The organism is Sphaerisporangium perillae, assembly GCF_023276435.1.
GTDB classification, from domain to species: Bacteria; Actinomycetota; Actinomycetes; order Streptosporangiales; family Streptosporangiaceae; genus Sphaerisporangium; species Sphaerisporangium perillae.
The window spans coordinates 21,907-35,158 of record NZ_JALLPO010000028.1 but is presented as its reverse complement, the minus strand read 5'-3'; the positions used below and the strand labels follow the sequence as shown (position 1 = coordinate 35,158).

The following is a 13,252-nucleotide window of genomic DNA, read 5'->3' as shown; positions in this document are numbered from 1 at the left end:
CGTCGCTGTGGGGTTCCCGGGATACGCCAGTACGGCGCGATACAGCTATCACCCTAACCATGACATATCGGACGGGTCACCCGGGCGACGGCAAACCCGCAGCATGGGTTCGGGCAAAGCCCGAGCGACCCCGACCGGTGCCGCGCCACCGGCCGGCCGCGTCTTTCCAGCGGCCCGCGGGACGCCGGCGGCCGCGGGCCGCGCATTACCGCGACGCGCCGAACCGGTACACGCCGTCGCGCGCATCGACCGCTTAACCTGCAGAAACGGATGACGCGTGCCCCAGCGGCACGCCGTGACGGCGGGCGGGAGGTGCGCGGATGGGGGCATGGCAGTCCGTCCTGTCCGCCGCGGGCCCGGCGAGCCCGGCCGACCTCATCGCCGCCCGCATGCAGATGGCCGTCTCCCTCGGCTGGCACATCGTGCTCGCCTGCCTCGGCGTCGGCATGCCCGCCCTGATGCTCCTGGTCGAGTGGCGGGCGATCCGCACCGGCGACGCCGACTACAGGCGGCTCGCCCACCAGTGGGCCAAGGCCATCGGCGTGCTGTTCGCGGCGGGCGCGGTGTCGGGCACCGTCCTCAGCTTCGAGATGGGCCTGCTGTGGCCCGGGCTGATGGGCGCGTACGGGCAGGTCATCGGGGTGCCGTTCGCCACGGAGGGCGTCGCGTTCTTCGTCGAGGCCGTCTTCCTCGGCATCTACCTGTACACCTGGGACCGCCTGCCGCCCAGGGTGCACCTCCTCACCGGCGTGCCGGTGCTGCTCGCCGGGACGGCATCGGCGTTCTTCGTCGTGTGCGCGAACGCGTGGATGAACCGGCCGCAGGGGTTCGTCCTGTCCGGCGGCGTGGCGAGGCAGGTGAGCCCGTGGCGCGCGATGTTCAACCCCGCGGTGCCGCACGAGACGCTGCACATGATCGTGGCCGCGTTCATGACCACCGGGTTCCTCGTCGCCGGCGTCTACGCCGCCGGCATGCTGCGCGGCCGCAGGGACCGCTACGACCTGCTCGGCTTCCTGGTGCCCTTCACCATGGCCGCCCTGCTCACCCCCGTGCAGATCCTCGTGGGCGACTTCGCCGGAAGGTCGGTCGCCACGCTGCAGCCCACCAAGCTCGCCGCCGCCGAGGCGCTGTTCCGCACTCAGGCCCGCGCCCCGCTCAGCATCGGCGGCCTGGTCTCGGGCGACCGGCTGCGCTACGCCCTGGAGATCCCCGCCGGGCTGTCCCTCCTGATGGGGGGAAGCCCGGACACGGTCGTCCAAGGACTCGACCGGGTCCCGCCGGCCGACCGGCCGCCGGTCGCGATCGTCCACCTCGCCTTCGACGCGATGGTCGGCGCGGGCTTCCTGCTGCTCCTGTTGTCGGCCTGGCTCGGCGTGACCTGGTGGCGCCGCCGCGGGCTGCCCCGCTCGCCCTGGTTCCTGCGGCTCGCCGCCGTCTCGGGGGCGGTCGCGGTGCTGGCGGTCGAGGCCGGGTGGACGGTCACCGAGGTCGGCCGGCAGCCCTGGACGGTGTACGGCCATCTGCGCACGTCCGACGCGGTGAACCCCGCTCCGGCACTGTGGACCGGGTTCGTCGTGGTCGCCCTCGTCTACGCGGTGCTCACCGTCTTCACCCTGTACGTGCTGCGGCTCATCCGGTGGAGCGAGCGGCCGGTCGCCCCCCAGGAACCCGACCGGGCGCCTGGGCCGGGGGTGTCCTGATGGACCTCGCGCAGGCCGTGCTCGTGGTGATGTGGGCCGGCCTCACCCTTTACGCGTTGCTCGCCGGGGCCGACTTCGGCGGGGGAGTGTGGGACCTGCTCTCCGGGCGCAGCCGTACGGGCATGGGGCGCCGGCGGCTGATCGAGACGTCGATCGGACCGGTCTGGGAGGCCAACCACGTGTGGCTCATCTTCGTGATCGTGCTGCTGTGGACGGCGTTCCCGGCCGTGTTCGCCTCGGTGATGTCGACGCTCTACATCCCGCTGACGCTGGCCGCGCTCGGCATCGTCGCCAGGGGCACGGCGTTCGCCTTCCGCAAGGCGGCCACAGAGCTGTGGCAGCAGCGCCTGTTCGGCGCCGCCTTCGCGGTCTCGTCGGTCCTCACCCCCTTCTGCCTCGGCACGGTGGCGGGGGCGATCGCCTCGGGACGGGTCCCGCCGGGGCTGGCCAGGGGGGACATCCTCGCCGCCTGGCTCAACCCCACGTCGCTGCTGAGCGGCGTGCTGGCCCTCATGGTCTGCGCCTACCTCGCCGGCGCCTACCTGTGCGACGACGCGACCAGGGCCGGGCATCCCGGCCTGGCGGAGTGGTTCCGCGTCCGCGCGCTCGCCGCCGCCCTGGCCATCGGCGCCGTCGCGCTCGGCGGCATGGTCGTGCTGCGCTCGGACGCTCCGCCGCTGTTCAGCGGGCTGACCCATCGCGCGCTGCCGCTCGTCGTGGCGAGCGCGGTGTTCGGCGTCGCCTCGCTGCTGCTGCTCTACAGGCGCGCCTACCTGCCCGGCCGGATCGCCGCCATGCTCGGGGTCGTCGCCGTCATGTGGGGGTGGCCGCTCGCCCAATACCCCCTCATGCTCCTGCCGTCGCTGACCTACGACCGGGCCGCCGCGGAGCCGGCGGTCCTCGCCGCCACCCTCGTCGTCATCGCCGCCGGATCGCTGCTGGTCGTCCCGCCCATGGTCTGGCTGTTCGCCGTCCAGCGGCGGTCGCTGCGCGACGCCGGCACACCAGAGTGAGGAGCCGACGCAGCCCATGAAGCGCGCGAAGCGCACGCCAGTGGACGCCGCGAAGGCCGTGGACGCGGTGCGCGTCGTGGCCGCGGCGAGGGCCGTGGAGCCAAGAGGGGGCGGCGACACCGGGACGCTTCCGGAGACCGCGCCCAGGCTGCCGCGGCCGCGGGGCCCGGTCAGCGGGTCGCTGTTCGAGCGGCTGGCACGCGCCCCGCACGACCTCGGCCCGATCGCCGTCCCCTCCGGCGGCCCCGCCCTGTACGACGAGGACCTCCAGGTCGCTCTCTACGCCTGCTACGAGCTGCACTACCAGGGCTTCGACGGGGTCGACGAGCGGTGGGAGTGGCATCCGTCCCTGCTGCGGGCGCGCGAGCTGCTGGAACGGCGGTTCGAGCAGGGGCTGTCCGCGGCCGTGCGCCGGCCGCCGCCGGTGCCGGCCCGGGAGCTGCCCCGGGCGCTCGCCGACCTGGCGGCCGAGGACGACGACGGCCCCACGCTCGCCGACCACCTCCGGCACCACGCGGGGCCGGCGCAGTTCCGCGAGTTCGTCGTCCACCGGTCCATCTACCACCTGAAGGAAGCCGACCCGCACACGTGGGGCATCCCGCGGCTGCGCGGCCCCGCCAAGGCGGCGCTGGTCGAGATCCAGGCCGACGAGTACGGCGGCGGGCGCTGCGAACGGATGCACGCGGAGCTGTTCCGGGCCACGATGCGCGGCCTCGGCCTCTCCGACGCCTACGGCGCGTACGTGGACCGGGTGCCGGCGATCACGCTGGCCGTAAACAACGCGATGTCGCTGTTCGGCCTGCACCGCCGGCACCGGGGCGCGCTGCTCGGCCACCTCGCCGCCCTGGAGATGACCTCCTCGCTGCCCAACGCCAAGTACGGCCGCGGCCTGCGGAGGCTCGGGGCGGACGCGATGACCGCCCGCTTCTACGACGAGCACGTGCAGGCCGACGCCGTCCATGAGCAGATCGCCGGGCACGACATGTGCGGCGCGTTCGCCGCCGCCCACCCGTCGCTGGCCGGCGACGTGCTGTACGGGGCCGCGTGCTGCCTGGCGCTCGACCGGCTCTTCGCCCTGCACCTGCTGGGACGGTGGGAGGCGGGCGCCTCCTCGCTGCGGGACGGGGGCCCCGCATGAGGGACCTGGACTACGTGCTGCCCCTGCGGTGGGCGCGCGACGACAAGCTGGAGGAGCTGACCGCCTACCTGCGCCCGCTGAGCGCGTGGGCGCGGGTCGTGGTCGTCGACGGCTCGCCGCCTGAACTGTTCGAGCGGCACGCCAAGGCCTGGGCCGACATCGTCGCGTCTCACCTGCGGCCCGACGGTGACCTGGACTTCCTCAACGGCAAGGTCGACGGCGTCACGACGGGGCTGCGCCACGCGCGGGCGGAGCGCGTCGTCATCGCCGACGACGACGTGCGCTACGACGAGACCGGGCTCGCCCGCGTGGACGCCCTGCTCGGCGCGGCCGATCTGGTGCGCCCGCACAACTACTTCAGGCCGCTGCCCTGGCACGCCCGGTGGGACACCGCCCGGACGCTGCTCAACCGGGCCTTCGGCGCCGACTACCCGGGCACCTTCGGCGTGCGCCGGTCGACCTTCCTGGCGATGGGCGGCTACGACGGCGACGTGCTGTTCGAGAACCTCGAGCTCATCCGCACGGTCCGCGCGCACGGCGGCCGGGAGTGCCGCCCGGCCGACCTGCTCGTGGCGCGCGTCCCTCCCGGCGTGGAGCGGTTCTGGGCGCAGCGTGTCTGGCAGGCCTACGACGACCTGGCGCAGCCGGCCCGCATGGCGCTCTTCCTTGCCGTCCTGCCCGTCCTGGGCGTCGCGCTCCACCGGCGCAGATACCACGGGGTCATCGCGTGCGCGGGCCTGGTGGTGCTGCTGGCCGAGACGGGCCGGCGACGGGGCGGGGGCAGGCGCGTCTACCCGTTCACCAGCGCGCTGCTGGCCCCCGGGTGGGTGCTGGAACGGGCCGTGTGCAGTTGGCTGGCCCTGGGCGCCCGGCTGTCCGGCAGGGGCATCCCTTACTGGGGGCGCCGCATCCACGTGGCCGGGCACTCGGTGCGCCGCCTCCGGAGGCGGTACGACCGGTCGGCACGGGGACTCCGGCGGGGTCAGCCCGGTCGCTGAGGCTCGCTCGCGGCCCGGAACCGCACGGCCTTGTGCGACCCGTCGCAGAACGGCTTGACCGACGATCGGCCGCAACGGCACAGGGCGACGGTGCGCCGTCCCGGATCGATGGGACGCCCGTCCTGGGTGAGCAGCGTGAACGGTCCGCGCACGAGCAAGGGCCCGTCCTCACACGCGGTCACGGTGACCGGCTCGTCGTGACAGATGGTCACGGTGACCGGCTCGCCCGTTCTGCGCCGCATGCTCGGACCATGCCCGGCCGCCGCGGGCGGAAACTCCGCCCGGCCCTCCCGCCACGGGCAGGGCCATCCGCCCCGGCCACCGGTGCTCGGCCGGTAGCGCCGTCTCGTTGCGCGGTGCCGCAACTACCCATGACAGCTGCTGCAAGAAGTTACATAAGCACCGCAGCTTCTCAGCAAGATTACGAAACTATTTCGCAGGGGCCTTGTGGAGCGGGGCGTGCGAGTCCTAATGTCACCTCACCTCGATGGCGCCCGCTCGCCTCCGGCGCCTTCGGGTGATCACCCCCCGAGAGAAACGAGCATGCGATGTCACGGAGCACGACAGGAGCCGCAGAGAGGTGGACCGGCAGGCCACCGCGAAGGGCCGCGCTGGCGGTCGCGGCGGTGACCGCGGTCATCGCCGGCCTCAGCGCCGCGCTCGGTGGCACGGCCCTCGCCGGCACCGGCGCGAACGACGCCCCGCCCCCCGTCGTGACGCGCGCAGCCCTCGACTCCTCGCTCGTCGCGGGCCGGGGCGCCACCGTCGGCTTCGCCGAGCAGGAGGCGGAGAACGCCGCGACGAACGGCACGGTCATCGGCCCGGACCGTACCGCGTACACGCTGCCTTCGGAGGCCTCCGGCCGTAAGGCGGTCAAGCTGGCGCCGGGACAGCAGGTGGAGTTCACGCTGCCGAGCTCGGCCAACGCGATCACCGTGCGTTACAGCATCCCGGACGCGCCGGACGGCGGCGGCATCACCGCGCCGCTCGACGTCACGGTGAACGGCGGGGCCAGGAAGACCATGACCCTCACCTCGCAGTACGCGTGGCTGTACAACCAGTACCCCTTCTCCAACGACCCGGACGCCGACCTGCTGCACCCCGACTGGTGGATCACCGAGTGCGCCTGCGTGCCCGCCGCCACGACGCCGGCGCCGGTGATCACCAAGCCGTTCCGCCCGAGCCACTTCTACGACGAGCAGCGCCTCCTGCTCGGCAAGACCTACCGCACGGGTGACAAGGTGCGGCTCACGGTGCCCGCAGGGAGCGCCGCGGCGTGGACGGTCATCGACCTGCTCGACTCCGAGCTGGTCGGCGCGCCGCACGTCAGGCTCGTCGCGGCGAACGTGCTGCTGTTCGGCGCCGACCCGCTCGGCCGGCGCGACTCGGCCGGCGCGTTCGACCAGGCGATCGCCTACGCCAAGCGCAAGCACCTCAAGGTCTACATCCCGCCGGGCACCTACCAGGTGAACCGCCACATCATCGTCGACGACGTGACGATCGAGGGCGCCGGCAACTGGTACACGATCATCAAGGGCCACGAGGTGGCCCTCGGCACGCCGGCCCCCGACGGCTCGGTGCACACCGGCGTCGGCTTCTACGGCAAGGACGCGTCGGCCGGTGGCAGCCGTAACGTCCACCTGTCCGGCTTCGCGATCGAGGGCGACGTCCGCGAGCGCGTCGACACCGACCAGGTGAACGGCATCGGCGGGGCGATGAGCGACTCCACCATCGACGGCCTCCACATCCGCCACACCAAGGTGGGCATGTGGTTCGACGGGCCGATGGAGAACCTGCGGATCACCGGCAACGTCATCGTCGACCAGATCGCCGACGGCCTCAACTTCCACACCGGCGTCACGAACTCGGTCGTGTCGAACAACTTCGTCCGCAACTCCGGTGACGACGGCCTCGCCATGTGGTCGGAGAAGACCGCCAACGCCGGGAACACCTTCGACCACAACACCGTGCAGACGCCGGTCCTCGCGAACGGCATCGCCGTCTACGGCGGCAAGGACAACACGATCTCGAACAACCTCATCGCCGACCCGATCAGGGAGGGCAGCGCCATCCAGGTCGGGTCCCGCTTCGGCGCCGAGGCGTTCACCGGGCACCTGTGGATCACGGACAACACCACGGTCCGGGCCGGCACCTTCGAACTGAACTGGAAGATCGGCCTGGGGGCCATCTGGTTCTACGCGCTGGAGAAGAACATCGACGCGGACGTCCAGGTGACCGGGGACCACTTCCTCGACAACACCTACAACGCGATCATGCTGGTCAGCGACTGGCCGGTGAAGGACCTGTACTCCATCACGAACGTCCACTTCAAGGACATCAGGGTCGACGGCACGGGCACCTCGGTGATCAGCGCCCGCGTGAAGGGGGCCGCGTCCTTCGAGAACGTGGACGCCCGCAACGTCGGCGCGGTCGGCGTCAACAACTGCGGCTCGTTCAACTTCCCGCCCACCGGTTCGGAGTTCTCGCTGACGGACCTCGGCGGCAACGACGGGGGCGGCACCACCGGCCCCTGGCTCGCCCCCTGGGAGCTGCCCAACACGATCACCTGCGACGACCGTCCCCCGGTGGTCGTGCCGCCGGCGCCGTCCTCTTGGGCCCGCCCGGCTACCTCCGGGCGCCGCGCCCCGCCCGGAAGATCCCGGGCGGCCGGCCGACGGACCCCCTTTCCGTTTTTGTCGGTGCCCCTCGGTACGTTCGATGTGCTGGGCGGCGGGACCCGCCCAGCACTTGACCTGAACTTAAGTTGAAGTTCTAGTCTCCTCGATGTCACCGGTGCACAGATCGTGGACGGGAACCCGGTGAAGTCGAGCGTCGATCGACGCGCACAGGAACCGGTGGGGGCATAGATGGACATGGAAGTCACGGCGTGGCATTCGCTGTACAACACGATGAACGCCCAGCAGGACAAACGGCCGTTCTCCCTGGCCACGCTGCGCCGAATCGGCCGGTTCGCCCGGCCGCACCGCCGCATGCTGGGGTTCTTCCTGGTGCTGAGCGTGGTGTCGGCGGTGCTCGCCGTGGCGTCGCCCGTTCTGGCAGGCCGCGTCGTCGACGCGATCGTGAACCGCGCGGCCCTTTCCAGCGTCATCGGGATGGCCGCGCTCATCGCGGTCATCGCGCTGCTGGACGCCGGGCTCGGCCTGGTCACGCGCTGGCTGTCGGCGAGCATCGGCGAGGGGCTGATCCTGCATCTGCGCACGGCCGTGTTCGACCACGTGCAGCGCATGCCGATCGCCTTCTTCACCCGCACCCGCACCGGCGCGCTGGTCAGCCGCCTGAACAACGACGTCATCGGCGCCCAGCGGGCGTTCAGCAACACCCTGTCCGGGGTCGTCAGCAACATCGTGACGCTGGCGCTGACCCTGGTCGTCATGGTGGGCATCTCCTGGCAGATCACCCTGCTGGCGCTGGTGCTCCTGCCGATGTTCGTGCTGCCGGCCCGGCGGATGGGCTCACGGCTGGCCCGCCTGGAGCGTGAGGCGGCCGGCCACAACTCGCGGATGAGCACGCAGATGACCGAGCGCTTCTCCGCGCCCGGGGCGACGCTGATCAAGCTGTTCGGCAGGCCCGCGAACGAATCCGCCGAGTTCGCCGCGCGGGCGCGGCGTGTCCGCGACATCGGCGTGCGCACGGCCATGGTCCAGTCGGTCTTCGTCACCGCGCTGACGCTGGTCTCCGCGCTCGCGCTGGCGGTCGTCTACGGCCTCGGCGGCTTCTACTCCCTGCGCGGCCAGCTGGAGCCGGGCGCCGTGGTCGCCCTCGCGCTGCTGCTCACCCGCCTGTACGCGCCGCTGACCGCCCTGGCCAGCGCCCGCGTCGAGGTGATGAGCGCGCTCGTCAGCTTCGAGCGGGTCTTCGAGGTGCTCGACCTCAAGCCGCTGATCACCGAGAGGGAGGGCGCCCGCAAGGTGCCCGACGGGCCGGTGTCGGTGGAGCTGGACGGCGTCCGCTTCGCCTACCCGGCCGCCGACAAGGTCTCGCTCGCGTCCCTCGAAGAGGTCGCCACCCTGGACACCCGGGGCGGTGTCGAGGTGCTGCACGACATGTCGTTCCGCGCCGAGCCGGGCCGCATGGTGGCGCTGGTCGGCTCCTCGGGAGCGGGCAAGTCGACGATCGCGCAGCTGCTCGCGCGCCTGTACGACGTCGACGAGGGCGCCGTGCGGCTGTCGGGGGTGGACGTCAGGGACCTCACGGCCGAGTCGATCCGCGAGACCCTCGGGATGGTGACCCAGGACGGACACCTGTTCCACGAGTCCGTACGCGCGAACCTCCTGCTCGCCCGGCCCGAGGCGTCGGAGGAGGAGCTGTGGGACGTGCTGCGCCGCGCCCGGCTGGAAGAGCTGGTCACCGGGCTCCCCGACGGGCTGGACACCATCGTGGGGGAGCGCGGCTACCGGCTGTCCGGCGGCGAGCGCCAGCGACTCACCATCGCGCGGCTCCTGCTCGCCCGCCCTCGAGTGGTGATCCTGGACGAGGCCACCGCGCACCTCGACTCCACCTCCGAGGCGGCGGTGCAGGAGGCGCTCGGGGAGGCCCTCGCCGGACGCACCGCCGTGGTGATCGCCCACCGGCTCTCGACGATCAGGGCCGCCGACCTCATCCTCGTCATCGAGGACGGCAGGGTGGCCGAACGCGGCACACACGAGGAACTCCTCGCCGCCGGCGGCCGCTACGAGGAGCTGTACCGCACCCAATTCGCCCAACCCCGCGAACCCCAACCAGTCGGCTAACCCCTCCCGCGCCCACCGTTCCCGGAGACGACCCCCGGCGATCGTTCGTGGACGGTGCCGGCGTGGGGTGACCTCGTCCCCCTCGCGAACGAGGGGGATGTGTCACCAGTCGCCGGTGTTCTCCCCGTCGTCGCCCTCGAAGAAGTCGCCGATCTCGTCGATCGCCTCGGCCGCCACCAGGCCGCCGATGAGGCCGGCGGCTCCCGCCGCCGCCACCGCGCCCCAGCCCGGCCCGTCATGGTCGTAGCGCTCGCCGTACCCGTGGTGCGGGCCGTGGTGACCGTGCTCGCCGTACCCCTGGTGCGCGCTGTACTGGCCGTGCCCCGGGTGCGGGTGGCCGTGGTCGCCGTACGGAGTGTGGGCGCCGTATGGGGTGTGGCCGGCCGTGTGGGGGGCGCCGTGGCCGTGGTGTGCCAGGCCGTCCAGCCATCGGGCGATCTCGGTGGCCCAGTCCATCCGCGTCGCCTGCTCGTGGGTGACGTGGAAGCGGCCGATGGCGTCGTGGCCCGGGGCGAACAGGCGGGCGCGCTTGTCGGCCTCGAGCACGACCGCGAGCCCCTCCGGGTCGGCCACGAAGGTCAGCTCGACCTCGTTGATCCGGCCGGCCCACCGCGCGGGCGGGTGGAACTCGATCTCCTGGAAGAACGGCAGCCGCTGGTGGACCCCATGGATCCGCCCGCCCTCCAGGTCGGCGCTCCTGGGGTGGAAACCGAGCTCGGCGAACGCCTGGAGCACCTGCTCCTGGGAGGGCAGCGGGACGACCGACAGGGGGTCGAGATCACCCTGGTCGACGGCCCTGGCGACCGACAGTTCGGTGCGCACGCCCACGAACGCGCCGCCGGGCCGCGCCCCGCGGACCTCGGTGATCGGCGTCTCCCAGGGAACGGCGACCTGGAACGGGATGGCGCGATGCTCGCCCTCGCGCAGGTGGAACGGCCCGGAGACCCTCGTGGAGAGGAACTCGGCCGTCCCCGTGTGCTCGCCGTCCCCGGCCTCGATCTCCACGCGGGCGACCAGGCCGATGGCGACGTACTCGATGTCGGAGGGGAACTCGCCGCCCCGCACGCGAACCTCACCGGTCAGCACTCCGCCGGGCCGCACCCGTGAGGTGGCAAGGACCGTGTCGACCGAAGGACCCCCGACTCCCAGGGCTCCCAACATCCGTTTGAAGACCACGGTTTCCTCTCCCGCTGTGCTCGCATGACATGATCGATCGGGAAACGATCGACCCCCGGCCGCGGTTCCCGCCGTAGACGCCGTGCCCGTCTGAGGACGCCATGCCGGGTCTGAAGTGGCCGTACCGGTCTGAAGAGGCCCCCATCGGACGCCGCACCCGGTCTGGAGAGCCCGCACTCGTTGGAGAGCGCTCTCCGTTGCGGGTCACGCCCCACGGGCCGAGTCTGCCGACCGGTGTCCGCCACGTTCCCGGGGCGTTTCAAAATCGTCAACGGAGGAGTGTTGACAAGTGGTGATACAGCCGACAATCTCGGCTAGGAGAGCGCTCTCCCTCTTCTCGTCACCGCCCCCGGCGACGGGCACCCCCCACGCAACAAGGAGAGGCTGTGCATCCACCTTGCAGTCCGGGCAGGCGCCGTTTGGGCCTGCTCCTCGACCAAGACGCTCAGGGTGACCCGCCCCGACACCGTGTTCCCCTGCCTGGGGCTTGCCAGGCTGATCCCGGGCAATGGTGTCATCGCGCTGTCGGTCGCCGGCGTGGACGGGGTGAAGGTGGCCGGCATCCTCATCGACGCCGGCCCGGTGAACTCGCCCGTGCCGGTCGAGGCCGGGCCGGCCGGCTCCTCGGCCGGCCACGCGGGCAACCCGGCCACACCGCAGGAGGTGCTCGTCCGTGGCGTGTGGAACGGCGAGCGCGGCCGCGCGTACACCAGGACATGGCCTGGGTCTCGCTCGGCGGCGTCGGAACGATCCGCGATGTCATCAACGACAGCAGGGGACCGGCCGACACCGCCACACAGGTCGTCTACCTCGTCGGCTACCCCTAGCGAGCCGGCCCGGTCCGAGCCGCCGCCGGGCGGCGCGGGCCGGGCCCCTCAAAGCGGGGCCCTCACCGGCGTTCGGAGGACCTCCCGCGGCTTCCCGCGATCCTGCGGCGGAGCCGTTCCGGCGTATGGCGACTCCATCGGCATCGGGCCCGGAGTCGAGATCAACCGAGGGGATTGTTGTGCGTATAGCCAAGTTCGGATACCTGGCGGTCGCGGCCACGCTGCTGGCGGCGGCCTCGGCGTGCGGTGGCGGTGACGGCGGTGACGGCGGCGGGTCCACCGACGCCGGCGCGGCCAAGACCCTGACCTACTGGGCCTCCAACCAGGGCCCCAGCGTGGAGGCCGACAAGCAGATCCTGCAGCCCGAGCTGGACAAGTTCGAGAAGCAGACCGGCATCAAGGTCAACGTGGAAGTGGTCCCCTGGGCCGACCTGCTCAACCGGATCCTGGCCGCGACCACGTCGGGCAAGGGACCGGACGTCGTCAACATCGGCAACACCTGGTCGGCCTCGCTGCAGGCCACCGGGGCGTTCGTGCCCTTCGACGACACCCTGCTCACCGGCCTCGGCGGCAAGCAGCGCTTTCTCGGCCCGAGCCTCGCCGCGACCGGCGCCGCCGGCAAGCCGCCCGTGGGGGTGCCGATCTACGGCATGACCTACGGGCTCTTCTACAACAAGAAGCTCTTCAAGGAGGCCGGCATCGACCAGCCGCCGGCGACCTGGGACGAGCTGATCGCCGACGGGAAGAAGCTCACCAAGGGCAAGCAGTGGGGTCTGGCGGTGGAGGGCGCCAGCGTCAGCGAGAACTCCCACCACGCGTTCATCTTCAGCCAGCAGCACGGCGGCGAGCTGTTCGACGCCGGCGGCAAGCCGCAGTTCGACTCCGCGCAGAACGTCGCGGGCATCAAGCAGTACCTCGACCTGATGGCGGTCCACAAGATCGTCAACCCGAGCAACGCCGAGTACGGCAACGGCACCGAGGCCGTCCAGGACTTCGTCAACGGCAAGGCCGCGATGCTGATGTGGCAGTCGATCGCCTCCAACATCAAGGCCAGCGGGATGACGGAGGACGAGTACGGGCTCGCCCCGATCCCGCTGCCGGATGCGAGCTCGGGCGGCAAGCAGGTCAACGGCATGGTGGCCGGCATCAATATGTCCGTGTTCAACTACACAAAGAACAAGGACGGCGCCCTGAAGTTCGTGAAGTTCATGACGAGCCCGGAGGAGCAGAAGACCCTGAACAAGACCTACGGCTCGCTGCCCACCGTCACGGACGCCTACGACGACCCCGCGTTCCAGACCCCCACCATCAAGGCGTTCCAGCAGATCCTCGCCAGCACCGCCGCACCGCTGCCCCAGGTGCCCGAGGAGAGCCAGTTCGAGACCCTGGTCGGCACCGCCATGAACCAGCTGTGGGCGGACGCCGCCAGCGGCAAGCCGATCACCGATGAGTCGGTCAAGGCCAAGCTGACCCAGGCCAACCAGCAGGTCCAGCCCGGTAGCTGAGTCCCAACGTCCGGCCATGACGGTGCCGGGACGGGCGTCATCCCGATCGATCCGCCGATCGCCGCCCGCCCGGCTCCGTCCGCGACTCCCTCCGGCTTCGGCGCGACCCGCCGGGGCCGGAGGGCCCTGATCCACCTTGTGACG

The 13,252-nt window shown here is 71.7% G+C and carries 9 protein-coding genes and 1 pseudogene; 8 read left to right on the top strand and 2 right to left on the bottom strand.

All coding sequences use genetic code 11. From position 1 onward, the window contains the following. The first annotated feature begins 320 nt into the window (after positions 1–320). Genes MYF83_RS26290 through MYF83_RS26275 form a run of 4 tightly spaced genes read left to right on the top strand, consistent with a single transcriptional unit; the run spans position 321 to position 4,849 of the window. Positions 321–1,700 carry a cytochrome ubiquinol oxidase subunit I gene (locus tag MYF83_RS26290; RefSeq protein ID WP_248963386.1) on the top strand — a complete coding sequence of 460 codons (1,380 nt, stop codon included), beginning with the start codon at positions 321–323 and terminating at the stop codon, positions 1,698–1,700. After that, the gene (locus MYF83_RS26285) at positions 1,700–2,713 is read left to right on the top strand and encodes a cytochrome d ubiquinol oxidase subunit II (protein ID WP_248963385.1); all 1,014 of its coding nucleotides are present in this window, start codon (positions 1,700–1,702) and stop codon (positions 2,711–2,713) included. The genes MYF83_RS26290 and MYF83_RS26285 overlap by 1 nt, the downstream gene beginning before the upstream one ends. 16 nt (positions 2,714–2,729) lie before the next feature. Next, positions 2,730–3,851 (top strand): iron-containing redox enzyme family protein, encoded by a 1,122-nt coding sequence (locus tag MYF83_RS26280; RefSeq protein WP_248963384.1) that lies wholly within the window; start codon positions 2,730–2,732, stop codon positions 3,849–3,851. After that, entirely contained in the window at positions 3,848–4,849 is a 1,002-nt protein-coding gene (locus tag MYF83_RS26275) for a glycosyltransferase family 2 protein (protein ID WP_248963383.1), read from the top strand. The genes MYF83_RS26280 and MYF83_RS26275 overlap by 4 nt, the downstream gene beginning before the upstream one ends. On the opposite strand, the gene MYF83_RS26270 is transcribed toward MYF83_RS26275, so the two are convergent. After that, complete coding sequence (locus MYF83_RS26270) at positions 4,834–5,091, bottom strand: CDGSH iron-sulfur domain-containing protein (protein WP_248963382.1); 258 nt, start codon at positions 5,089–5,091, stop codon at positions 4,834–4,836. The two genes, MYF83_RS26275 and MYF83_RS26270, sit on opposite strands and share 16 nt — an antisense overlap. A 306-nt stretch (positions 5,092–5,397) precedes the next feature. Here MYF83_RS26270 and MYF83_RS26265 point away from each other — a divergent pair, with 306 nt between their 5' ends. Both MYF83_RS26265 and MYF83_RS26260 read left to right on the top strand, forming a co-directional pair. Continuing rightward, positions 5,398–7,617 (top strand): glycosyl hydrolase family 28-related protein, encoded by a 2,220-nt coding sequence (locus tag MYF83_RS26265; RefSeq protein ID WP_248963381.1) that lies wholly within the window; start codon positions 5,398–5,400, stop codon positions 7,615–7,617. Between the two features lie 99 nt (positions 7,618–7,716). Next, positions 7,717–9,600: an ABC transporter ATP-binding protein gene (locus MYF83_RS26260; protein ID WP_248963380.1), complete on the top strand. Its 1,884-nt coding sequence runs from the start codon at positions 7,717–7,719 to the stop codon at positions 9,598–9,600. A gap of 102 nt (positions 9,601–9,702) precedes the next feature. Here MYF83_RS26260 and MYF83_RS26255 read toward each other — a convergent pair whose 3' ends face one another. Beyond that, positions 9,703–10,776, bottom strand: a complete 1,074-nt coding sequence (locus tag MYF83_RS26255; protein WP_248963379.1) for a sporulation protein — start codon at positions 10,774–10,776, stop codon at positions 9,703–9,705. A 450-nt stretch (positions 10,777–11,226) separates the two neighbouring features. On the opposite strand from MYF83_RS26255, the pseudogene MYF83_RS44880 reads away from it, so the two are divergent. Both MYF83_RS44880 and MYF83_RS26250 read left to right on the top strand, forming a co-directional pair. Further along, positions 11,227–11,439: pseudogene (locus tag MYF83_RS44880) on the top strand (pectate lyase-like domain-containing protein); the annotation flags it as partial. 343 nt (positions 11,440–11,782) lie between these two features. Next, positions 11,783–13,108, top strand: coding sequence for an ABC transporter substrate-binding protein (locus MYF83_RS26250; RefSeq protein ID WP_248963378.1), 1,326 nt, complete (start codon positions 11,783–11,785; stop codon positions 13,106–13,108). Positions 13,109–13,252: the final 144 nt, after the last annotated feature.

What these genes read in the sequence shown, in the direction of transcription:
- MYF83_RS26280 (WP_248963384.1), top strand. Translation starts at nt 2,730, where the DNA reads ATGAAGCGCGCGAAGCGCACGCCAGTGGACGCCGCGAAGGCCGTGGAC.
- MYF83_RS26290 (WP_248963386.1), top strand. Translation starts at nt 321, where the DNA reads ATGGGGGCATGGCAGTCCGTCCTGTCCGCCGCGGGCCCGGCGAGCCCG.
- MYF83_RS26285 (WP_248963385.1), top strand. Translation starts at nt 1,700, where the DNA reads ATGGACCTCGCGCAGGCCGTGCTCGTGGTGATGTGGGCCGGCCTCACC.
- MYF83_RS26275 (WP_248963383.1), top strand. Translation starts at nt 3,848, where the DNA reads ATGAGGGACCTGGACTACGTGCTGCCCCTGCGGTGGGCGCGCGACGAC.
- MYF83_RS26270 (WP_248963382.1), bottom strand. Translation starts at nt 5,091, where the DNA reads ATGCGGCGCAGAACGGGCGAGCCGGTCACCGTGACCATCTGTCACGAC.
- MYF83_RS26265 (WP_248963381.1), top strand. Translation starts at nt 5,398, where the DNA reads ATGTCACGGAGCACGACAGGAGCCGCAGAGAGGTGGACCGGCAGGCCA.
- MYF83_RS26260 (WP_248963380.1), top strand. Translation starts at nt 7,717, where the DNA reads ATGGACATGGAAGTCACGGCGTGGCATTCGCTGTACAACACGATGAAC.